This window comes from Brevundimonas sp., assembly GCF_032055285.1.
Taxonomy (GTDB): Bacteria; Pseudomonadota; Alphaproteobacteria; order Caulobacterales; family Caulobacteraceae; genus Brevundimonas.
Map to the genome: position 1 here is coordinate 498,050 of NZ_DAMBRE010000001.1, position 22,135 is coordinate 520,184.

A 22,135-nucleotide genomic window follows, 5' to 3' on the forward strand; every position below is an offset into this window, starting at 1 on the left:
AAATGTGTCTCGATTGCACCACTTCGGCCACAAGGCGTCATCTCAACCACACTTTGACCAAACCTAGGCAAACTTAGCCCCATTTCAGCCACACCGAGGGGAATGTGTGGCCGCTTCCGGCTTTTTTGTGTCAGGTGTATAAAAGTAATGAGAGCAATCCTCCTCGGTTCGACGGTGCTGGCTAGCGCCATCGCACTGACCGCCCCGGCCATGGCCCAGTCGGTCGAAGCAGCGCCCCAGTCCGACGTCGCCACCGAAGTGGGCGAGATCGTCGTTACGGGTTCGCGTATCCGTCGCGACCCGACCAACGCCCCGACCCCGCTGATCCAGGTGACGCAGGAAGAACTGCTGTCGACCGGCCAAACCAGCGTCATCGACTACCTGGCCACCATCCCGGCCCTGCAGAACTCGACCGTTCCGTCGGACACGACGGGTTCGAGCCTGAACACCGGCGGCCTGTCGCTGCCGAACCTGCGCTCGCTGGGCGCCGGCCGCACCCTGACGCTGGTCGACGGCCGTCGTCACGTCAGCTCCTCGGGCGGCGACCTGTCGGTCGACGTGGACACCATCCCGCGCCTGCTGATCCAGAACGTTGAAATCATCACGGGCGGCGCCTCGTCGGTCTACGGCGCCGACGCCGTTTCGGGCGTGCTGAACTTCATCCTCAAGAAGGACTTCGAAGGCCTCGAGATCGACGCCAACTACGGCCAGATCAACAGCAACGGCGAAGCCAGCCGTCGCGTCTCGGCCCTGATCGGCAAGAACTTCTTCGACGACCGCCTGAACCTCTACGCTCACGCGGAATACGAGAAGGTCGACAACGTCGACTCGATGGACATCGACTGGATTCGCCGCGGCCCGATCCGTCTGGCGATCGACGCCGACCCGACCAACGCGCCCAATGACGGCCTGCTGGACGCCGGCGTCTTCTACGGCGTGAACCGTCTGGACATCCTGCCCTGGGGTCAGACCACCCTGGCCAACGTGCTGCAGCCCAGCGCCCTGGCCAACCCGAACATCCCGTACCAGAACTGCCTCCCCGGCGGCAGCTTCTCGTACGCCGCCAACTGCTACGGCATCAATCCGGGCAAGACCTTCGTCTATGAAGGCAACACGGCTCGTGCGGCCAACTTCGGCCAGCGCGTCGGCAACGTCGGCCACAACCGCCCCTACAACATCGGCGGCGACGGCATGCCCCTGGGTGAAGTCGCTGGCTTCAGCCGCGTGCCGCAATCGGAATCGCAGCGCTACCAGGTCGGCGGCAACTTCCAGATCACCGACGAGATCTCGTTCAACGCCTCGGCCAAGTACATCACCGAAGAAACCTTCATGCGCGGCCAGCGCACCTTCTTCGACGTTGACCTGGACAACAGCTCGTACGGCGCCAACCAGACCGCCTCGATCTGGGGCACGTCGGCCTTCGACCTGCGCTGGGCGGACAACGCCTTCCTGCCGCAGAACGTGAAGGACGCGATCGCGGCCAACCGCATCGACGTCTATGCGCCGCCGACCGCCGCCAACGCCGGCCAACTGACCGGAACGGTGGCTCTGCCGATCGCTCGTCACACCTTCTTCGGCCCCGAGCGTTCGCAAGCCAATACCCGCGACGTCCAGCGCTACACCGCCGGCTTCCAGGGCGACCACGGCCCGATCAGCTTCATGAAGTCGCTGTCGTGGGATCTGGGCTACGTCTACGGCAAGGCCGAGATCGAAAACATCGAACGCGGCGTCGACACCCAGCGCATGTCGCTGGCCGCTGACGCTGTGGTCGACACGGCCGGCGTGCTCGGCAAGGCCGGCGCCATCGTCTGCCGCGCCAGCCTGCTGAACGCCCAAGGCCTGGCCGTCGCCGACAATCACCGTGGCGGTGATCTGCGCGACACCCAGTACGGCCGCGACTCGATCGCCCAGTGCACCCCGCTGAACATCTTCGGCGCGGGCAACCAGTCGGCCGAGGCTCTGGAATACGTCGACGCCTTCGTTCGCGTTCAGGAAATGAACGAGCAGCACCAGGCCATCGGCTCGGTCTCGACCGAACTGTGGGACTTCTGGGGCGCCGGCAGCATCGGCCTGGCCCTGGGCGGCGAATGGCGCAAGGAAACGACCTCGGCCGTCGGCCGCAGCTCGACTGCGGGTGATCGTCTGCTCTTCCTCAACACCGGCGCCGACTTCCCGGAAGTCAGCTACGAGTCGAAGGAAGTCTTCGCCGAACTGTCGCTCCCGCTGTTCCGCGACAGCTTCATGGGCGAGTACGCCGAGCTGAGCGGTTCGTACCGCTACGCCGACTACTCGACCGTGGGCAACGTCGACGTCTACGGCGTGAACCTGGTCTACCGTCCGATCCAGGACATCACCTTCAAGACCAGCTTCAACACCTCGGTTCGCGTGCCGAACCTGGGCGAAAACTACTCGCCCTTCAGCCAGACGTTCGCGAACAACTTCGCTGATCCCTGCGCCACGGCCAACATCGCCGCGGTCAATGATCAGGAAACGAAGAACAACCGGATCAAGAACTGCACCACCCTCGCAGCTCAGCAGGGCCTGACGTTCGACTTCGCCGGCGCCACCGCCAGCAACCTCGACGACTTCGTGCCCAACTACACCTCGGGCATCGCCGGCTCCTCGGGCGGCAACCCCAACCTGCAGCCGGAAGAGTCGGAATCCTTCACCTTCTCGACCGTCCTGAAGCCGCGCTTCTTGCCTGGCCTGACCATGACGCTGGATTACTTCGACATCCGCATCGACAAGGTCATCGCCTCGGTCACTGCAGGCACCATCGCAGCCAACTGCGTCAGCGGTTCCGAGCTGAACATGGACGCCTGTAACTCGATCTTCCGCAACAACCCGAGCATCGAGTTCGGCGTTGGCGCCCCCTCGGGCGACGCCATCGGCGGCTTCATCGAGCGTTCGTTCAACTATGCAGCCCTGGAAACCCGCGGCCTCGACTTCGGCGCCAACTACTCCTGGGACACCGCCGACTGGGGCAAGGACTGGGGCTCCATCGACTGGCGCCTGAACGGTTCGTGGCTCATCGAGCAGAAGCAGTACCTGAACGAGTCCGATCCGGGCGACTATGATGAACTGGCCGCCGGCCTGAGCGGAAGCACCATCTACCCACGTGTCCGTATGGCCTCGTCGGTGACCTGGCGTCCGAACGACATCTGGAGCCTGAACTGGACCGCCGATTGGCAGTCGAGCGTCAACATCGTCCGCGCTCGCGACTTCATCAGCAACCCGGACTCGCGTCTGACGGACCAGCTGGAAACGGGCAACTTCACCCGTCACGACCTCACGGTGCGCTACAACGTCCGTGACGACCTGAGCCTGCGCGCAGGCGTGGTGAACCTGTTCGAAGCTCACCAGCGCGACATCCTGGGCACCACGATCATCTCGAACTACGACCCCTATGGTCGCCGGTTCTTCGTGGGCCTGAACTTCCGTCCCTGGTAAGTTCAAGCGTCGCTAAGACGATTAAGGGCGGTCCTTCGGGACCGCCCTTTTTCTTTGCCCGCGCCCCACGACAAGGGCGTGTGACAGGCCGTAACACGCCGTGCGACGTTCCTGCGCCGCAAGGGCTTGCCCCCCCGGCCCCTCGTCTCTAAACGGACCGCTTAACCGACAACCTGAACGGATCGGTCGCGGGCCTCGCCCTGCGTCCGGTTTCTTCGCGCGCGTGGAGCCCGGCGCTGAACAGTCACGAGGAAAAGGATGCTATGGTGCGCGCTGCTCTGGCCGAGCAGGGCGACAGCGGGATCACCCCGCGCCATACGTTGTTCTATTTCTACGGCGACGAGGATGCGCACGGCGATCTCTGCGAGGTCGCGCGTCGTGCGGGTTTTCTGACTCGGGGCCAGGGCGACATGACCGTCCTGGAAACAACCATGCCGGTCGACGAGGCGTCGTTTTCGCCTGTGTCGGCCATGATGCAATCCTGGGCCGCGGCCTTCCAGCTCGACTACGACGGCTGGGAGTGCGCGGTCGTGACGAACTGAGTAACGCCGATGCCCAAGCGCACAGACATCAAGTCCATCCTGATCATCGGCGCCGGCCCGATCGTCATCGGCCAGGCGTGCGAGTTCGACTACTCCGGCGTTCAGGCCTGCAAGGCGCTGAAGGCCGAGGGCTACCGGGTCATCCTGGTCAACTCGAACCCCGCCACCATCATGACCGACCCGGAGGTGGCCGACGCCACCTATATCGAGCCGATCACCCCGGACATCGTCGAGAAGATCATCGCCAAGGAGCGCCCCGACGCCCTGCTGCCGACCATGGGCGGCCAGACCGCGCTGAACACGGCCCTGGCCCTGAACGCCTCGGGCGCCCTGGCCAAGTACGGCGTCGAGATGATCGGCGCCAAGGCCGAGGTCATCGACAAGGCCGAAGACCGTCAGAAGTTCCGCGACGCCATGGACAAGCTGGGTCTGGAATCGCCCCGCTCGCGCGCCATCCACCACATCGAGGAAGCCGACGACGCCCTGGCCTTCGTCGGCCTGCCCGCCATCATCCGCCCCAGCTTCACCCTGGCCGGCACCGGCGGCGGCATCGCCTACAACATCGAGGAGTTCCACGAGATCGTGGAGCGCGGCCTCGACCTGTCGCCGACCACCGAGGTCCTGATCGAGGAGTCGGTGCTGGGCTGGAAGGAATACGAGATGGAGGTCGTCCGTGACACGGCGGACAACTGCATCATCATCTGCTCGATCGAGAACGTGGACCCCATGGGCGTCCACACCGGCGACAGCATCACCGTCGCCCCGGCCCTGACGCTGACGGATAAAGAATACCAGCTGATGCGTACGGGCTCGATCAACGTCCTGCGCGAGATCGGCGTCGAGACCGGCGGCTCCAACGTCCAGTGGGCGATCAACCCGGCCGACGGCCGCATGGTCGTCATCGAGATGAACCCGCGCGTGTCGCGCTCCTCTGCCCTGGCCTCCAAGGCCACCGGCTTCCCCATCGCCAAGGTCGCCGCCCGTCTGGCCGTCGGCTACACCCTGGACGAACTGCAGAACGATATCACCCAGGTCACGCCCGCCTCGTTCGAGCCGAGCATCGACTATGTCGTCACCAAGATCCCGCGCTTCGCCTTCGAGAAGTATCCGGGTTCGGAGCCCCACCTGACGACGGCCATGAAGTCGGTCGGCGAGGTCATGGCCATCGGCCGCACCTTCCAGGAATCGATGCAGAAGGCCCTGCGCGGTCTGGAAACCGGCCTGTCGGGCTTTGACGAGATCGAGATCGAGGGCGTCGCCGACGCCGACGACGACGCAGGCGCCCGCGCCGCCGTGGTCCGCGCCCTGGGCGAGCCTACGCCCGACCGCATCCGCGTCATCGCTCAGGCCTTCCGCCACGGCCTGACGGTCGAGGAAGTCCACGCCGCCTGCTCCTACGAGCCCTGGTTCCTGCGCCAGATCGCCGACCTGATCCGCACCGAGGGCCATGTCCGCGTCCAGGGCCTGCCCGCGACCGAGACCGATTTCCGCAAGCTCAAGGCCAAGGGCTTCTCCGACGCCCGTCTGGCGGCCCTGACCGGCAAGAGCGAGGTCGAGGTCCGCAAGGCCCGTCGCAGCCTGAAGGTCCGCCCGACCTTCAAGCGCATCGACACCTGCGCCGCCGAGTTCGCCTCGGCTACGGCCTATATGTATTCGACCTATGAGACCGGCGCCCTGGGCCAGATCCCCGAGTGCGAGGCCGCGCCGTCGGACAGGAAGAAGGCCATCATCCTCGGCGGCGGTCCCAACCGCATCGGCCAGGGCATCGAGTTCGACTACTGCTGCTGCCACGCAGCGTTTGCCTTCGCCGACATCGGCGTCGAGTCGATCATGGTCAACTGCAACCCCGAGACCGTCTCGACCGACTACGACACCTCGGACCGCCTCTACTTCGAGCCCCTGACGGGCGAGGACGTGCTGGAGCTGATCGACGTCGAGCGCTCGAAGGGCGAGCTGATCGGCGTCGTCGTCCAGTTCGGCGGCCAGACCCCGCTGAAGCTGGCCCACGCCCTGCAGGAAGACGGCGTGCCGATCCTGGGCACCAGCGTCGACAGCATCGACCTGGCCGAGGACCGCGAGCGCTTCCAGCAGATGCTGCAGGCCATCGGCCTGCAACAGCCGCCGAACGGCCTGGCCCGCTCGGCCGAGGAAGCCGCACAGAAGGCCGAGGAAGTCGGCTATCCCGTCGTCCTGCGCCCCTCCTATGTTCTGGGCGGCCGCGGCATGATGATCGTCCACGACCGCGAGCAGCTGGACCGCTACGTCCACGAGGCCATGCGCGTCTCGGGCGACGATCCGGTCCTGATCGACCACTATCTGAACCGCGCCACGGAAGTGGACGTCGACGCCCTGTGCGACGACGAAGACGTCTTCGTCGCCGGCGTGCTGGAACACATCGAGGAAGCCGGCGTCCACTCGGGCGACAGCGCCTGCTCCATGCCGCCCTTCTCGCTGCGCCCCGAGATCGTCACCGAGCTGAAGCGCCAGACCACCGCCATGGCCAAGGCCCTGAAGGTGCGCGGCCTGATGAACGTGCAGTTCGCCATCGAGGAGCCGCACAGCGAAAACCCGCGCATCTTCGTGCTGGAAGTGAACCCGCGCGCCTCGCGCACAGCGCCCTTCGTGGCCAAGACCATCGGCCAGCCGATCGCCGCCATCGCCGCCAAGGTCATGGCCGGCGAGAAACTGTCCTCCTTCGGTCTGGTCGACAACGCTCTGGATCACATCGCGGTCAAGGAAGCCGTCTTCCCCTTCGCCCGCTTCGCCGGGGTCGACACCATCCTGGGCCCGGAAATGCGCTCGACCGGCGAGGTCATGGGCCTGGACTGGAAGCGTGATGGCGAGGCCGACCTGGCCCCCGCCTTCGCCCGCGCCTTCGCCAAGTCGCAGATCGGCGGCGGCACCGTCCTGCCGACCGAGGGCTGCGCCTTCGTCTCGGTCAAGGAAGCCGACAAGCCCTTCATCGTCGAGGCCGTCCGCTCGCTGCTGGAACAAGGCTTCTCGGTGATCGCCACCTCGGGCACCCACGACTACCTCAAGGCTCAGGGCGTCGAGGTCGGTCTGGTCAAGAAGGTGCTGGAAGGCCGCCCCAACATCGTCGACGCCATGAAGAACGGCGAGGTCCAGCTGGTCTTCAACACCACGGACGGCAAGCAGGCCCTGGCCGACAGCTTCTCGATCCGCCGCACGGCGCTGATGATGAAGATCCCCTACTACACCACCGCCGCCGGTTCGCTGGCCGCGGCCCAGGGCATCGCCGCCATCCGCGCCGGCGAACTGGATGTCCGTCCGGTGCAGTCCTACAACTGAGCCTCGGCCCAGTCGTGAAATCAGCCCCCGGCGTTCCGACGCCGGGGGCTTTTTCGTAACTTGCGCGCAATGGCGTTGACGCTACGATTTCGCCGAACAAGGAGATGCAATGATGAAAGCCGCCTTGCTGTCCATCGCGCTGGCGCTCGCCGTCGCCGCCCCCGCCGCAGCGGTCGAGCGGGAACTTCCGCCGATGACCGAGGCGCAAGCCGCCGGGATCGAGCGTGTCACGACGCCGTTCTTTTCATCCCTCAAGGATAAGGCCTACGCCAAGGCCTATGCTGATCTCTTCGCCGGCACCCTGTTCGCCAGCAAGACCGTCGAGGTCCAGCAACTGGTCAGCCAGACCACCTTCATCCTAGAAACCTACGGCGTCATCGAGCGGTGGGAAGTGTTCGAGTCGGAATGCGCATCGCCCGAACTCTGTCGCGTGAAAATCGCCGCCTACACCGCGAACGGACCGGTCTTCGTCTGGCTCAGCCTCTATCGCTGGAACGGAGCCTGGAAACCGAACTACATCCTGATCGGCGACACGCCCCAGTTCGTCTACTAGCCGGAACGCGGGCCTGTCTCTCGTCGACCTGATCCTGCTCGGCCTGCTGGCGGGCAATCTGCTCGCCTTCGGCCTGTTCTGGTTCGACAAGGCACAGGCGCGGGCGGGCGGCTGGCGCATCTCCGAGCGCAGCCTGCTGCTGGCGGTCGCCTATGGCGGCCTGGGCGCATGGATGGGTCAGCACATCCTGCGTCACAAGACACGCAAGCAGCCCTTCGCGACCCGGCTGGGGCTGATCTTCAGCCTTTACATCCTGGTTCTGCTGACCGCCGCCGCTCTCTTCGTCCGGAACGCCCTTCCCGCCTGACACTTGCCGCTCCTGTTGAAAGGCATAAGCTCGCCGCAGGGATCAGGGGAAAGACATGAAACGAGCGACGATCACGGCCGTTCTGGCGGCGGTTCTGGCAGCCGGCGCCGCGCCGGTCATGGCGCAAGACGCCGAGCTGAAGGCGGCGGTGAAGGCCGACTACGACGCCAATCTCGGCGCCCTGTTCGACCACTTCCACCGCAATCCCGAACTGTCGGGCATGGAGGTGCAGACCGCCGCCCGCATGGCGCAGGAGTTGCGCGCCCTGGGCTATGAGGTCACCACCGGGGTCGGCGGGACCGGCGTGGTGGCGGTGCTGAAGAACGGCGCCGGGCCCACCGTCATGATCCGCGCCGACATGGACGGCCTGCCCCTTCGAGAGAACTCGGGCCTAGCCAACGCCTCGACCGCGCGTCAGGTCGACAGCGACGGGACCGAAAAGCCCGTCATGCACGCCTGCGGCCACGATGTGCACATCACCGCCCTGGTCGGCACGGCGCGCCAGATGGCGACGAGGAAGGCCAACTGGTCCGGCACCCTCGTCCTGATCGCCCAGCCGGCCGAGGAGCGTATCTTCGGCGCCCGGGCCATGGTCAACGACGGCCTCTACACCCGTTTCCCCAAGCCGGACTACGCCCTGGCCTTCCACGTCTCGGCCGACACCCCGACGGGCAGGATCGAGGCCCCGCTGGGCATCACCTCCTCCAGTTCGGACAGCGTGGACATCACCGTCCACGGCGTCGGCACCCACGGCGCCTCGCCGCACCTGGGCGTCGATCCGGTGCTGGTGGCTTCGCAGATCGTGGTGTCGCTGCAGGCCCTGCGCAGCCGCGAGACCAATCCGCTGGACGGAGCCGTGGTCACCGTCGGGGCCATCCACGGCGGCATCAAGCACAACATCATCTCCGACCGCGTGGACATGCAGTTGACGGTGCGCGCCGACAGCCCCGAGGTCCGCGCCCAGTTGCTGGACGGCATCGACCGCATCAGCCGCAACACGGCCCTGGCGCTCGGCGTGCCCGAGGACAAGCTGCCCACTGTGACCCGTTCGGCGCTGGAGAACACGCCGCCGACCATCAATGACGCCGCCACAGCCGCCCGCGTGCGCGCCGCCTTCGTCGCCGGCCTGGGTGAGGACGTCCTGATCGACAAGCCGCGCGGCGGCATGGGCGCCGAGGACTTCGCCTATTTCGTCACCCCCGAGAGCGGGGTGAAGGGCGTCTATTTCAGCGTCGGCGGCACCCCGGCGGATCAGGTCGACAGCGCCCCCGGCCACCACTCGCCCCTGTTCCGCATCACGCCCGAACCCGCCGTGACGCTCGGCGTCGAAGGCTCGGTCCTGGCCGCCGAGGCCCTGATGCCGAAAGCCTGATCCCTGAACCGTCGGGCGGCTGATCCGTTCAGTCTGCAGTCGCCCGGCCTTCACGGAGTTTCCCCATGCGCCTGCCCCGCCTCGCCACCCTTCTGGGCGGTTTGCTGCTGTCGCGGCGCGGGCGCAGCTTCGCCGGCCGCCATGCGGGCAAGCTGGCCCTGGCCACCCTGGCCTTCGAGCTGTGGCAGAAGCATCAGGCCAGCCGCCCCGGCGCCGCGCCTCGCGCTGCGGCCAAGCCGAACGCCAAACATCACGCCCGCAATCGATGGAGCGGCCGCCCTCGCCGTTGATGCGCCCTCTGGACGAACCTTGCGTCAAGCGCCCAAGCTGAGCCTTCATCAGACGGAGCGCGCCCATGATCCTCGTCCATCACCTGAACAACTCCCGCTCGCAGCGCGTGCTCTGGCTGCTGGAGGAGTTGGGCCTGCCCTATGAGATCAAGCGTTATCAGCGGAACCCGGCCACCATGCTTGCCCCGCCCGAGCTGAAGGCGGTCCATCCCCTGGGCAAGTCGCCGGTGCTGGACGACGGCGACATCCGCGTGGCCGAAACGGGCGCCATCATCGAATACCTGCTGGACGCCTATGACCCTGAGGGTCGCCTGCGTCCGGCACGCGGCACGGCGGAGGGACGGCGCTTCACCTACTGGCTGCACTATGCCGAGGGCTCGGCCATGCCGCCCCTGCTGCTCAAGCTGGTCTTCGCCCAGTTGCCGAAACGCGCGCCCGGTCTGATGCGCGCCCTCGTCAACGGCATAGCAGCCAAGGCCCAGGCCAGCTTCATAGACCCGCAACTCAAGGCTCACGCCGACTGGCAGGAAAAGGAACTGGTCGCCACCGGCTGGTTCGCCGGGCCGGAATTCAGCGCCGCTGACATCATGATGAGCTTCCCTCTGGAAGCCGCCGCCAGCCGGGCCATCGACCTGACCGCCTATCCCCACATCGCCCGCTTCCTGCAATCCATCCACGCCCGTCCGGCCTGGAAACGCGCTCTCGAGCGCGGCGGGGAATACGCCTACGCCTGAGGTCGGCGTTTTGCGATCACGGCTTCGCGACCACGCAACCGCGCAAGGGCGTTAACGTTTACGACCCCATGCGCCTGTCTGTCATTCAAGTCGTCGCCGCCCTCGCCGCCGCCGTCTGCATCGTCATCGCCTTCATCGCCACGGGCCTGGGATTGATCTCGGGTCTATTCATGGTGTTGGCGATGCTGGCGCTGATCTTCATCGCCTGGACCGCGCTTCGGCGCGCCCTGGGTCAGGACCGCGAACAAGCCTCTGCTGGTCGTGATCCGGGGTCGCCGCGCGCCAGGCCCTGAAGCGCAACTGCGACGATGCTCTTGAGTTTGGCCGAAGGACGCCCTAGGCTCTTGGCCCCGATCACGCGCGCCCCGTGATCGTGTCTGTGCTGATTTACGTCTCTCATTAGTCTCCGGGCGAAGCAAGAAACTCACGACACAATGGAAAAAGTGCCGATGACGGCCGAGGGCTACCGTGTCCTCGACGAGCAACTGAAGCAATTGAAGTCGGTCGAACGGCCGAGCGTGATCGCGGCCATCTCCGAGGCCCGCGAGCACGGCGATCTGTCCGAAAACGCCGAGTATCACGCCGCCAAGGAACGCCAGGGCTGGATCGAGGGCTCGATCGCCGAGATCGAGGACAAGCTCTCGCGCGCCCAGGTCATCGACGTGTCCAAGCTGTCGGGCAACCAGGTCAAGTTCGGCGCCACCGTCACCTTCGTGGACGAAGACACCGAAGAAGAGGGCGTCTATCAGATCGTCGGCGAACACGAGGCCGACGTGAAGCTGGGCAAGATCTCCATCGCCTCACCGATCGCCCGCGCCCTGATCTCCAAGGAAGTCGGCGACGTGGTCGAGGTCAACACCCCCGGCGGCGTGAAGGCCTATGAAATCCTCAAGGTCGAGTGGAAGTAAGCACTCCTCTCGCTGAGCAGGCCACAGGGGCGCGCGGTTCAGCCGCGCGCCCTCTGTCTGTCTGGGTGGTGTCCGACGGCCGCGCCGGCATCCAGAACCAGGCCCTGGGCCTGGCCGAGGCGGTCGCCCGCCTGACCACCGCCGATATTGAAATCAAGCACGTCCGCTGGCGGCCGCTGTTCGACCGCTGGCCGTCCAGCTTGAAGACCCCCGCCATGCTGGCGCCGGGGTCGTTCGATCCGCGCACCGTCAGCGACTGGCCCGACCTGTGGATCGCCACCGGCCGCGCCAGCCTGCCCCTGTCCGCCCGCGTGCGCGACTGGAGCGGCGGCCGGACCTTCACGGTCCAGACCCAGGACCCGCGCTGGAAGAACGGCGCCTACGACCTGATCGTCGCCCCGGCCCACGACGGCCTGTCGGGCGACAATGTCTTCGAGATCATCGGCAGCCCCCACCGCATCACACCGCAAAAGCTGGCCGAGGCCGCGCCGGCCTTCGCCGACCGCATCGCGCCCCTGCCCCATCCGCGCGTGGCGGTGATGATCGGCGGCACGTCCAAGGCCTTCGACCTGCCCGAGGGCCACGCGGCGGTCCTGGCCGATCAGATCAAGGCGGCGGTGCAGGCGGCTGATGGGTCGCTGCTGCAAACCTTCTCGCGTCGCACGCCGGACGCGGCCAGGGCGGTGATGACCGAGCGCCTGTCCGCCCTGCCTGGCTGGATATGGGACGGGACCGGCGACAACCCCCTGTTCGCCATGCTGGACGCCGCCGACCACATCCTCGTCACAGAGGACAGCGCCAATATGGCCACCGAGGCCGCCTCGACCGGCAAGCCGGTCCAGGTCCTGCCCATGATCGCGCTGAAACCCGCCGGCAAGTTCGCCCGCCTGCACGCCGACCTCGCCGCCCAGGGCGCCGCCCGCCCTTTCGAGGGGACGCTGGAAGGCTGGACCTACGCCCCGCTCAATGAAACCGAGCGCGCCGGCCGCGCCGTGCTGGAAGCGATGCGGACGCGCTAGTCGCAGCCGCCCCCGCCATCCGACGAACAACCTGCGTCGCTGGCGGACGACGAACTGGAGGCCCCGCCGTCTGGAACGCAGGTCGGATCGGACCCGCCGCCTTCGATCTTCTTCTTGGTCTGGGCCAGCATCGCCCCCATCAGGGCCACGCCCAGGCCCGAGCCGATGGCCACGCCCAGCGACAGCCCCAGGGCCAGGTTGTCGGTCGCCACGCCGACACCCGTGCCGATGGCGATCCCCGACCCGATGCCGATGGGCAGGAAGGCCGCCGCCTTGTTCGCCGATGTCATCTCGTTTCCTCCCCTGATCGAGGCCCGACCTAGCTGAGCGCCAGGCGGGCCAGGTTCTGATCACCGCGCTGACAGGCCGGTCCGGCTTCGTCTCGGACCGAGATTCCGGCCGCCGCCATTTCGGCGCGGAAGGACTGGCCAGCGTCCGGCTGGGCCTCATGATCGTCGGTCGCCGGGGCGCCCGGCGCCGGACGGCACAGGCTTAGAGCCGGACTGGCGCGCCACCGGGCCAGGGCCCAGACGGTGCGGGCGCGCGCCTCGGCGTCGCCTAGATCCACCGACTTCGGTTCCTGCACCGGCGGCGTGACCCAGACATCCACCCCGTCGAAGCGTCCCCGCAAGGCCGCCTCCAGGGCATAGGCGCTGTCCAGGTCCAGCCCCGCGTCGGGCCGCAGCAGGACGATGGCGCGCCGCCCCTCGGCGTCGGTCATCACCGCATCGGTGGCGAAGGGCACGGCCTCGGCCAGACGGTTGCGCAGGGCCGCCGCCGGATCAGGCGCCGTCGCCTGACTGGTCTGCACGGCGCGGGCCGCCGCCTGCGGGTCGGCCACGACGATCTGATCCAGGGTCGCCGCCACCGGCACGTGCAGGGCCGCCGTCAGCCGCTCCTGCAGCCGCGCCTGGGCGTCGGCCACCAGCTTGCGCGTGCTGACCAGGGTCGAGACGGTCACGCCCTTGCCCTCGCTGCGGGCGTCCAGCAGGGTGATGCGCGACTCGCCCCCGGCGAAGATGTCCTCGACCGCCAGCCGGGTCTCGGCCGTGGCCCGGCTCTCCAGGGCGATGCTGCGCAGCGACAGGGCCAGAGGCGCGGCCAGCAGGACGAAGACCACCATGACCGCCACCCCGCGCCACGGCTTGGGCCGCTCCAGCAGGCGAGGCCGGAAGCCGTAGAAGCCCGCCGTCACCGTCGCCGCCAGAGCGATGGCCACCAGGTTGGTCATGAACAGGAAGAAGGCGCCCCCCGCGATCGACAGGTCGCCGGTCCCCAGGCCGAAGCCCACCGTCGCCACCGGCGGCATCAGGGCGGTGGCGATGGCCACGCCGATGATGGTCTCGCCGCGCTGACGGATCACGGCATAGGCGCCCGCCAGCCCGGAGAAGACCGCGATCAACAGGTCGAAGAAGTTGGGCCGGGTGCGGGCCAGGATCTCGGCCGTCGGCTCCTTCAGCGGCGACAGCAGGGTCAGCAGGATCGCCACGAACAGGGCCAGTCCGACCCCGACGCCCAGCGCCGTCAGCGACTGCTTCAGCTCGTTCCAGTCCAGCAGGGCGAGGGAGAAGCCCAGGGCCACGATCGGCCCCATCATCGGCGACACCAGCATGGCCCCGATGACCACGGCCGGCGACGACAGCATCAGGCCCAGGGCGGCGATAGAGGCCGAAATGACCGTCATCATCAGATAGCGGCCGTTCAGCCCCCCGTTCTCATAGACGGCCTGGGCGACTTCCGCGTGCTCGACCCCGCGTCGCGCGCTGACCAGCAGGCGACGCAGCAGGTTGCGGGTCTGGTGAGCGGCGGGATTCTCGACGGTCATGCCCTTTTCATACCGCCCTGTGAGGCTTCACGGAACGACGGGCGTCGCGAAATCGGGAATCAGCGCCTAAATAGGGCCATGACCCAAGCTCGTACTGTCCGCCTCGCCGTCATCGGTTCCGGTCCCGCCGGCTGGACCGCCGCCATCTACGCCGCCCGCGCCTCGCTGAACCCGGTGGTCATCGCCGGCCTGCAGCCCGGCGGCCAGCTGACCATCACCACGGATGTCGAGAACTATCCCGGCTTCGCCGAGACCATTCAGGGTCCCTGGCTGATGGAGCAGATGCAGGCCCAGGCCCTGCACGTCGGCACCGAGGTCATCCACGACATCGTGGTCAAGGCCGACCTGTCGCAGCGCCCCTTCCGCCTGACGCTGGACAGCGGCGCGGAACTGCTGGCCGAAACCGTGGTCATCTCGACCGGCGCCCAGGCCAAGTGGCTGGGTCTGGACAGCGAAGCTGAATATCAGGGCTTCGGCGTCTCGGCCTGCGCCACCTGCGACGGCTTCTTCTATCGCGGCAAGCAGGTCGTGGTGGTCGGCGGCGGCAACACCGCCGTCGAGGAGGCCCTGTTCCTGACCAACTTCGCCGAGAAGGTCACGGTCATCCACCGCAAGAACGAGTTCCGTGCCGAGAAGATCCTGCAGGACCGCCTGTTCGCCCACCCGAAGATCGAGGTGATCTGGGACGTGACGGTCGATGAAATCCTCGGCGTCGTCGACGGCGTGGCCCGCAACGTCACCGGCGTGCGGCTCAAGAACGTCAAGACCGGCGACCTGTCGGAAATCCCCGCCGACGGCGTCTTCATCGCCATCGGCCACGCCCCGTCGTCGGAACTGTTCGCCGGCCAGCTGGAGATCAACTCGGGCGGCTATCTGCGGGTCAAGCCGGGCACGGCCTCGACCGCCATCGAGGGCGTCTACGCCGCCGGCGACGTGACCGACGACGTCTATCGCCAGGCCGTCACCGCCGCCGGCATGGGCTGCATGGCCGCCCTGGAAGCCGCGCGCTTCCTGGCCGAGGAAGACCACAAGGCCGCCCACAACTCCATCAGCCACAAGGAAGCCGAGAAGATCGGCGCCTGGTAAAGTCTAAGACCCGCCCTGTTCCGACGGGGCGGGCGCCAGTCACTCCATCAGTCGAGGCAGACGCACCCTCGCCCGCAAGCCGCCTTCCGAGCGGTTGCTCAAGGCCACGCGCCCGCCGCAGCGCTCGATGATCGTCCGGCTGATCGACAGCCCCAGACCCGCCCCGCCGGTGGCGCGGCTGCGCGAGGCCTCCAGACGGCGAAAGGGCGAGAAGACCGCCTCCAGCTGATCCGGCGGCAGGCCCGGCCCGCCATCGTCGATGACGCAGACGACCTCCCCGCTCTCCGACGACACGGCGACATCCGCCCGGTCGCCGTACAGCACCGCGTTGTCGATCAGATTGGTCAGGGCCCGCTCTAGCTGGTCCCCATCGCCGCGAACCAGATGCTCGCCATCCGCCGTCAGCGTCACCTCGCGCCCCATCGCGACCTGCCGGGCCACGCATTCGCGGGCCAGATCGGCCAGATCCACAGGTTCCGGCGTCCACGGGGCCTCTTCGCCGCGCACATAGGTCAGCAATTGAGCGATCAACCGCTCCATCCGGGCGATGTCGGCGACGGCGGCCGTGCGCGGCCCCTCCGCCAGCCCCTCGACCCGCAGGCGCAGGCCGGTCAGCGGCGTCCTCAGGTCGTGGGCGACGGCGGCCATGATGGCGGTGCGCTCCTTCAAGGCCTCGCCCAGCCGGTCGCGCATGGCGTCCAGCGCTCGCGCGGCTTCCTGCGCCTCGCGCGGTCCGCCGACGAAGGTCTCGGCCCGCCCCTCCCCGCGCGCCGCCTCGGCCAGCCGCTGGAAGGGCGCGGTCAGCCGTCCCGCCCCCCACAGGGCCAGCGGCAGCAGGACGGCGGCGGCGATCAGGAAGGCCAGCCCCATGCGCAACCGCTGCGGCGTCAGCCACGGCGACGGCGGCGCCACCACCGCCCAGCGCCCGTCCGCCTGCCGCACCGCCGCCTCGAACGGGGCGAAACTCATCCCCGGCGACAGGGCCATGCCCGCCAGCAGGGCCTTCACCCCCTCCGACGGCGCGCCCGACGGACGTCGGCTTGCCGGGGTGCGCTCGGGGCTGAGCAGACGCACCCGCACCTCGGTCATCGGCGCGTCCAGCAGCACCGCCAGCCCCGCCTGGGCCACCAGGGCCTGTCCCTCGCGCGCGGCCTCGAAAGGCGGCGCGGCAGCGACGCGACGGCGCCAGCCCGTATCCGCCTCCCCGCTCAGGGCCGCCTGCACCTCGTCCAGCGTCACCCGCGCCGGCGGCGGGGCGGGAAAGGCCAGGGCGATGACGAAGGCGACCGTCAGGCACAGCAGGATGGCCGCGACGGTGAACCCCGCCGCCAGGGTTCGGATGGAGAGCGTGCGAATGGACAACCTGCTCATCGCCGCACCGTCGCGCGGAAGCGGTAGCCCGCCCCGCGCACCGTCTCGATCAGCGCCGCCTGCCCCGGCCGCTCCAGCTTGCGCCGCAGACGGCTGACCGCCAGATCGACGGCCCGATCAAAGTTCTCGGCCAGGGGGCCGTGGGTGTTCTCCAGAATCTGGTCCCGGCTGAGGATACGACCCGCCGACCGCACGAAGGTCAGCAGCAGGGCGAACTCGCCCCCTGTCAGCTCCACCGCCACCCCCGCCGGGTCGATCAGGCGCCGCGCCTCGATTTCCAGCCCCCAGCCCTCGAAGGCCAGCGGCCGATCCGTCGCCTCGTCCGCGAGGACGGGACGGCGCAGCACCGCCCGGATGCGGGCCAGCAGCTCGCGCGGCTCGAAGGGCTTGGGCAGATAGTCGGCGGCCCCGACCTCCAGCCCGACGATGCGGTCGGTCGTCTCGCCCATGGCGCTGAGCATCAGCACCGGCGCCCGCCCCTGCAGCCGCCGACAGATCGACAGCCCGTCCTCGCCCGGCATCATCACGTCCAGCACGACCAGATCGGGCAAAGCCTCGGCCAGCCGCGCGTCCATCGCCGCCCCGCCGTCGGCGGTCCGCACGGCATAGCCCGCGTCCGACAGGTAATCCCCCAGCGCCGCCCTCAGGCTGGCGTCGTCATCGACGATCAGGATGTCGGCCGTCGCGGTCATGGTCCCCCAGTTCTTCGCCCCTTCTGTATCTCTGTTGTGTCGGCGCGCGCTCGGCAAGCGCCGCGTCGGACATGAAGGCGATACCGACGCCCGCAAACCTGCGCCTCCACCTTCGGAGACGCCCATGTCCGCCCTTGTCCTGCTGCTGACCACGACCGCCGCATCCGCCGCCCTCCTTCATGCCTCTGACCCAATGTGCGCCCGCGCCCTGCGCGCCACGCCCGGCCTCAACTGCGCCGGGGCGGGACACGGCGTCGCCCTGGCCGCCACCCCGGAGGAAGCCCAGCGGCTGGCCGGCTATGCGCGCGCGGCCGAGGCCCGGTTCGCCGCGCAGTTCAGTCGCGACATCGCCCCCTATGTCGTGATCTCGACCCCGCCCGTCCCGCAGCGCGCCGCCCTGACCGCCGCCGGCTTCGTCCATGTCCTGCCCTGGCCCGCCCCGCGCGCCTTCGACGAGGCGGCCCGTCGCGGGGTCGAACAGGGGACCCGACGCTTCGCCGCCTCCCAGAACATGACCCCGGCCCAGACCGAGGAAGTCGTCGCCCGCGCCCTGTCCCAGATTCCTGACGCCAAAGCCCAGGCCGCGCTGGACGCGGGCATGATGCCCCACGAACTGGGCCACCTGTGGTTCACCCAGGCCTTCTGGCCGCAGCGCGCTTCGACGGACGCCGACGCCCCGCGCCACTACGGCGGCCCTGGCCCCGACTGGCTGGACGAGGCCGCCGCCGTCGTTTTGGAGGACGAGGCCACCGCCGCCCAGCGCCGCGACCAGTTCCACGCCCTGATGCAGGGCGAGACCGTCCCCGCCGTCGGCCCCGTGGACGGCCGCGCCATCTTGCTGGACCTGCCCGGCCTGCTGACGCGCGAACATCCCGGTCTGGCCCGCGCCGTCGCCGTCGCACCCGAGGTCGCGGCCAGCGGCGGCGTCGGCGTCAGCTTCACCCCGGCCGGCGCCGGGCCTCGCCCCGCCGCGCTGGAACGCGTCTTCTACATCCAGACGCGCGTTTTCGCCGACTATCTGATACAGCGCTCCGGTCGCCCCGCCATCCTCGCCGACATCGCCCAGGAGCTGGCGAGCGGCCGCAGCTTCGAGGCCTGGCTGGCGGAAGCCGGCGCCGCCCACGGCCTGCCGACCTCGATCCAGGCCCTGCAAGGCGACTGGCAGGCCTTCGCCGAGCGCCAGTGACCCCGCGCCCTTGAACAGCATCTTTCACCGCATAGGTTCAGACGGACCAAAGGGGGAAGGCCGATGCTCGTTTTCATGACCGTGACCATGCTGTTGCTGGCCGCCGTTTCCACGACTGGCGTCGGCCGGGTGCTGAACAGACTGCTGGTCGAAACTCCGGCGCGACGCCTCAACGCCCTGTCGCCGGGACGCATCGCCTTCTACGCGGCCCTGGGAGCCGCGGGCCTGATCCTGTTCGGCCTGTTCGAGCTTGAGGGCCTGCGCCTGTTCAGCCTGTTCACGCCCGAGCTGATCCTGTGGTTCGGCATGTTCGACGTGGCGGTCTTCCTGGACGTCTTCATCCTCGTCGCCGCCCTGGGCGCGACCGCCCGCTTCCGCGCCATGCGCGCCGCTCTGGTGCAAAAAGTCAGTCAGGTCGGCGCCTCCTTGCGGCGACGGCCCGCCGCGAGGCCACGCGCGCCGAAAGCTCGCCCGGTTCGCGCCGACAAGACCGGTTCAGCCGAACCCGACCCAGGCTGGGCTGTCTTCGCCTGACGCCTCGCGCGTCGGGTCAGGCTCCGGGCTTGCCGACTTCCTCGACCGCCATGGCGGTCACGCCGGGCGGCGGCGGCGCCACGGTGACGGTCGGCGCAGGCGCGGCCTCATAGGCCTTCAGTCGCTCGTTGATGGCGGCGATTTCTTCCTTGCTGGCCTGACGACGGCCGCCCAGGCTGGCGACGCCGACGACGCGGGTCTGGCCGTTGATCTCGACCGTGCGCAGCTGGTTCGGCGCGGCGCCGGCCAGGGCTTCCTCGACGCTGTCGGCGGCGGTGGCCAGCAGGATGCGCGGACGGGCGAAGCGGGCCTCGTCGATGATCGGCTCGCGCCCCGAGGACTTGTCGGTGAAGGCCGCGCTTTCGCCCGGCGCGCCCTTCCAGCGATAGAAGATGTGCGCCCCGACCTGGGTGATCTTGGCCAGGGTCGGCGACCACCAGGGGTGGACGTAGTCGGCGTGATAATGGGTCGCGGTCCCCACCCGCGTCGCCACACGGCCGGACAGGGCGCGCTCGGCCACGCGGGAGGCGCGGGTCCAGGCCCAGCTGATCGGGGCGCGGCTGAGGGCCCCGTCGCAGGTGAAGCTGAACTGGCAGCCCGTAGTCCGCTCGGCGCCCTGATAGACGACGCCGCAGACCGTGTTCGGATAGTTGGGATCACGCACCCGGTTCAGCACCACCTGGGCCACGCCCTCCTGCCCCTCGGTCGGCTCCAGCGCCGCCTCGTAATAGACGGCCTGGGTCAGGCAGCGCAGGGCGCGCTTGCGGTCAGCCTCGGTGGCGGGGCGCAGGTCGAAGGGCTTGGCGGGCTGCAGGGCGCCCAGGGCGTTGGGCATGGCCGCGTTCAGCTGCTGGGCGGCGACGCCCGAGACGCCCGCGTCCAGCGAAGGCTTGCCGCCCAGGCTCAAGCTCTCCCACCCCGGCGTCAGGCCGTAAAGCTCGGGCTGGTTCAGCGCCGGATCGAAGCGCTGCGCCAGCGCCAGCTGACCGGGGTCCAGCCGCACCATGACCAGTTGCAGGCCGCGCGGCGTCAGATCGCCGCCGGTCGCGCGGGCCACGGCCTCGGCTGTACGGTCGATGTCGGGACGCGGGCTGGAGCTGGCCGACATGGCCACGCCCATGACCGCCAGGCTGACGGCCACGGCCATGGGCGCCATGGCGAGGGCCTGGCGTCCGGTCGTCTTCAGCTGCGGCAGGCGGCCTTTCAGCATCCAGCGTCCCATGTGCGGCGCTGGCGAGCGCCGGAGGGTGATCCCTGTGACCGCCCAATCCGGCGCTTTTCAGGCCCGAAGATTACCGTTCCGTGAGGAGCCTAGCGATCGCCCAGGCTGGACCGCAGCATCCATGCGGCCTTTTCGTGGGCGGCCAGACGCTGGGTCATCAGATCGACGCTGGCCTCGTCGCCGACCTCGTCGGCGGCGTCCAGCGCGGCGCGGGCCGTGGCGATCAGCACGCCGTGATCCTTGATCAGCTCCTTGAGCATCTCGCTGGCGTCCTTCTCGGGGTCGCCGTCCTTGATCGAGGTCAGGTTGGCGAAGGCCGAGGCGCTCTGCGGGGCCAGTTCGCCCAGGGCGCGGATACGCTCGGCGATGTCGTCCAGCGCAGCCCAGATCTCGTTGTATTGCTGCTCCAGCAGCTTGTGCAGGCTGAAGAACTCCGGCCCGCGAACGTTCCAGTGATAGCCGTGCGTCTTCTGATAGACGGCGAAGCTGTCGGCCAGGACCTTGGACAGCTCGCGCGCGACCTCGTCGCGTTCCTTGGGTTTCAGGCCGGTGTCGATGGCGGCGGTCATGGCGGCTCCTGTTTTGCGTCGCTGTTGAATATCCAGCCTTGCAGTTAGGAAATCCGGGCCGCGATCCAAGGGGGCGCGCCCGGCATCGGCCGGAATCTTCATGCCTGTAACGCTGGAGCCGCAGGGGCGTTGCACGCCCCTGCCGGCCTCTCGCGGTCTTAGCGCTGGCGCGCCTTGCGGGCGGCGTAACGGGCGTCGCGCGCCGCTTTCTGTTCTTCCTTGGTCAGTTGCTTGCGCTCCTTGCGGGCGGCGCGCTTGGCGGCGTCGACCTCGTCCTGGGCGGCCATTTCAGCGGCCAGACGTGCGGCTTCCTTCTCAGCCTTCTCGCGGCGCACTTCAGCCTTTTCCAGCTCGAACTTCTGGCGCAGGGCCTCCTTCTCGGCGGCGCGCTTCTCAGCCAGCTTCTCGAACTCGGGATCCTGGACCGTCGGCTTGGGCTTGAACTTGGCCAGCAGGGCCTTCTTGGCGTCTTGCTGGGCGGAGATACGATCGTTGAAGCCGGTTTGTTTGAGGTCTCGCATGCGTAGAGGCGGTCTTCCTTGAAACTCTGATTGAGAGGCGACGCCGATCAATGGCGGCCCGGCGGGCGTGCGGATGCGCGAACGGCCCGGCGCGCTGCCAAAGCGGAATCCAGCGCAGAAATCAAGCTCTGCCGCCGTTTCCAAGCGTCAAACACGCAATTTCGAGCCGAAACGACGTCCGAAGGGCGGATGAAGGCCTACGACGCTAGGCGAGCATCCCCATGGCCTGGCCTTTAGCGGTGCGGCTTGTCGATATGGCCGACCGCCGCCCCAGCGGCCCCGCCGACCGCCGCTCCGACCGGTCCGGCCACCACGGCGCCGGCGATCGCCCCGGTTGCAGCCTTCTGTTCGATCGTATGTCCGCAGGCGGAAACCACCAAGGCGGAGACTCCCAGAACGAGGACGGCGGCGGCGCGGTTCGAGAAACGGGTCATCAGGCGGAGAACTCCTTGAAATGGTTGAGCTTGCAACGCCATCGAAGCCATTGAGTTCCCACCTAAGGCGAGAGTCTGTCGCCAAAGTAAACGCGACCCGATCAATAGGGCTTCCAGCCCAGGCGTCAACACGTTCAAATCATCGCCTCGTAATCGAATACAGATGTCGCAAGATGTTCTGCAACAAAAACACGCCACATTCTCGATGCAC

22 protein-coding genes are annotated in these 22,135 nt (G+C 68.2%); 14 read left to right on the top strand and 8 right to left on the bottom strand.

Annotated elements, in window-relative coordinates:
- The first annotated feature begins 147 nt into the window (after positions 1-147).
- The 11 genes from RTY13_RS02520 (at position 148) to RTY13_RS02570 (ending at position 12,484) form a co-directional block, all read left to right on the top strand.
- Positions 148-3,450: a TonB-dependent receptor domain-containing protein gene (locus tag RTY13_RS02520; protein ID WP_312780880.1), complete on the top strand. Its 3,303-nt coding sequence runs from the start codon at positions 148-150 to the stop codon at positions 3,448-3,450.
- A gap of 263 nt (positions 3,451-3,713) precedes the next feature.
- Complete coding sequence (locus tag RTY13_RS02525) at positions 3,714-3,992, top strand: ribonuclease E inhibitor RraB (protein ID WP_292083616.1); 279 nt, start codon at positions 3,714-3,716, stop codon at positions 3,990-3,992.
- Between the two features lie 9 nt (positions 3,993-4,001).
- Positions 4,002-7,301, top strand: a complete 3,300-nt coding sequence (carB, locus tag RTY13_RS02530; RefSeq protein ID WP_312780882.1) for a carbamoyl-phosphate synthase large subunit — start codon at positions 4,002-4,004, stop codon at positions 7,299-7,301.
- A gap of 109 nt (positions 7,302-7,410) precedes the next feature.
- Complete coding sequence (locus RTY13_RS02535; RefSeq protein WP_312780884.1) at positions 7,411-7,854, top strand: hypothetical protein; 444 nt, start codon at positions 7,411-7,413, stop codon at positions 7,852-7,854.
- 58 nt (positions 7,855-7,912) lie between these two features.
- A complete protein-coding gene (locus tag RTY13_RS02540) occupies positions 7,913-8,161 on the top strand; it encodes a DUF1294 domain-containing protein (protein ID WP_312781774.1) in 249 nt (82 codons plus the stop codon).
- A gap of 55 nt (positions 8,162-8,216) precedes the next feature.
- Positions 8,217-9,533 (top strand): amidohydrolase, encoded by a 1,317-nt coding sequence (locus RTY13_RS02545; RefSeq protein WP_312780886.1) that lies wholly within the window; start codon positions 8,217-8,219, stop codon positions 9,531-9,533.
- A 65-nt stretch (positions 9,534-9,598) separates the two neighbouring features.
- On the top strand, positions 9,599-9,823 hold the full coding sequence (locus RTY13_RS02550) for a cysteine protease (protein ID WP_312780887.1): 225 nt from the start codon (positions 9,599-9,601) through the stop codon (positions 9,821-9,823).
- Positions 9,824-9,888: 65 nt separating this feature from the next.
- Positions 9,889-10,557, top strand: a complete 669-nt coding sequence (locus RTY13_RS02555) for a glutathione S-transferase (RefSeq protein WP_312780888.1) — start codon at positions 9,889-9,891, stop codon at positions 10,555-10,557.
- A gap of 68 nt (positions 10,558-10,625) precedes the next feature.
- Positions 10,626-10,850 (top strand): hypothetical protein, encoded by a 225-nt coding sequence (locus RTY13_RS02560; protein WP_312780890.1) that lies wholly within the window; start codon positions 10,626-10,628, stop codon positions 10,848-10,850.
- A 141-nt stretch (positions 10,851-10,991) separates the two neighbouring features.
- Positions 10,992-11,465: a transcription elongation factor GreA gene (gene greA, locus RTY13_RS02565; protein WP_312780892.1), complete on the top strand. Its 474-nt coding sequence runs from the start codon at positions 10,992-10,994 to the stop codon at positions 11,463-11,465.
- On the top strand, positions 11,456-12,484 hold the full coding sequence (locus RTY13_RS02570) for a mitochondrial fission ELM1 family protein (protein ID WP_312780894.1): 1,029 nt from the start codon (positions 11,456-11,458) through the stop codon (positions 12,482-12,484). Before greA ends, RTY13_RS02570 begins: the two co-directional genes overlap by 10 nt.
- Here RTY13_RS02570 and RTY13_RS02575 read toward each other — a convergent pair.
- Both RTY13_RS02575 and RTY13_RS02580 read right to left on the bottom strand, forming a co-directional pair.
- Positions 12,481-12,774: a hypothetical protein gene (locus RTY13_RS02575; RefSeq protein WP_312780896.1), complete on the bottom strand. Its 294-nt coding sequence runs from the start codon at positions 12,772-12,774 to the stop codon at positions 12,481-12,483. The two genes, RTY13_RS02570 and RTY13_RS02575, sit on opposite strands and share 4 nt — an antisense overlap.
- Positions 12,775-12,803: 29 nt before the next feature.
- Positions 12,804-14,309: a TIGR00341 family protein gene (locus RTY13_RS02580; protein WP_312780898.1), complete on the bottom strand. Its 1,506-nt coding sequence runs from the start codon at positions 14,307-14,309 to the stop codon at positions 12,804-12,806.
- Between the two features lie 78 nt (positions 14,310-14,387).
- Here RTY13_RS02580 and trxB point away from each other — a divergent pair, with 78 nt between their 5' ends.
- Complete coding sequence (gene trxB / locus RTY13_RS02585) at positions 14,388-15,395, top strand: thioredoxin-disulfide reductase (RefSeq protein ID WP_312780900.1); 1,008 nt, start codon at positions 14,388-14,390, stop codon at positions 15,393-15,395.
- A 39-nt stretch (positions 15,396-15,434) separates the two neighbouring features.
- On the opposite strand, the gene RTY13_RS02590 is transcribed toward trxB, so the two are convergent.
- Together RTY13_RS02590 and RTY13_RS02595 are read right to left on the bottom strand one after the other, a co-directional pair.
- Positions 15,435-16,766, bottom strand: coding sequence for an ATP-binding protein (locus RTY13_RS02590; protein WP_312780902.1), 1,332 nt, complete (start codon positions 16,764-16,766; stop codon positions 15,435-15,437).
- On the bottom strand, positions 16,763-17,458 hold the full coding sequence (locus RTY13_RS02595; RefSeq protein ID WP_312780904.1) for a response regulator transcription factor: 696 nt from the start codon (positions 17,456-17,458) through the stop codon (positions 16,763-16,765). The genes RTY13_RS02590 and RTY13_RS02595 overlap by 4 nt, the downstream gene beginning before the upstream one ends.
- Before the next feature lie 124 nt (positions 17,459-17,582).
- Here RTY13_RS02595 and RTY13_RS02600 point away from each other — a divergent pair, with 124 nt between their 5' ends.
- Both RTY13_RS02600 and RTY13_RS02605 read left to right on the top strand, forming a co-directional pair.
- Entirely contained in the window at positions 17,583-18,644 is a 1,062-nt protein-coding gene (locus RTY13_RS02600) for a hypothetical protein (protein ID WP_312780906.1), read from the top strand.
- 63 nt (positions 18,645-18,707) lie between these two features.
- Positions 18,708-19,178 carry a hypothetical protein gene (locus RTY13_RS02605; RefSeq protein ID WP_312780908.1) on the top strand — a complete coding sequence of 157 codons (471 nt, stop codon included), beginning with the start codon at positions 18,708-18,710 and terminating at the stop codon, positions 19,176-19,178.
- A gap of 16 nt (positions 19,179-19,194) precedes the next feature.
- On the opposite strand, the gene RTY13_RS02610 is transcribed toward RTY13_RS02605, so the two are convergent.
- The 4 genes from RTY13_RS02610 to RTY13_RS02625 form a co-directional block, all read right to left on the bottom strand.
- Positions 19,195-20,388: a cell wall hydrolase gene (locus tag RTY13_RS02610; RefSeq protein WP_312780910.1), complete on the bottom strand. Its 1,194-nt coding sequence runs from the start codon at positions 20,386-20,388 to the stop codon at positions 19,195-19,197.
- Between the two features lie 101 nt (positions 20,389-20,489).
- Entirely contained in the window at positions 20,490-20,969 is a 480-nt protein-coding gene (locus tag RTY13_RS02615) for a Dps family protein (protein ID WP_312780912.1), read from the bottom strand.
- 158 nt (positions 20,970-21,127) lie between these two features.
- Complete coding sequence (locus RTY13_RS02620) at positions 21,128-21,490, bottom strand: DUF6481 family protein (protein ID WP_312780914.1); 363 nt, start codon at positions 21,488-21,490, stop codon at positions 21,128-21,130.
- A 233-nt stretch (positions 21,491-21,723) separates the two neighbouring features.
- Positions 21,724-21,924 (bottom strand): hypothetical protein, encoded by a 201-nt coding sequence (locus RTY13_RS02625; protein WP_312780916.1) that lies wholly within the window; start codon positions 21,922-21,924, stop codon positions 21,724-21,726.
- Positions 21,925-22,135 lie beyond the last annotated feature (211 nt).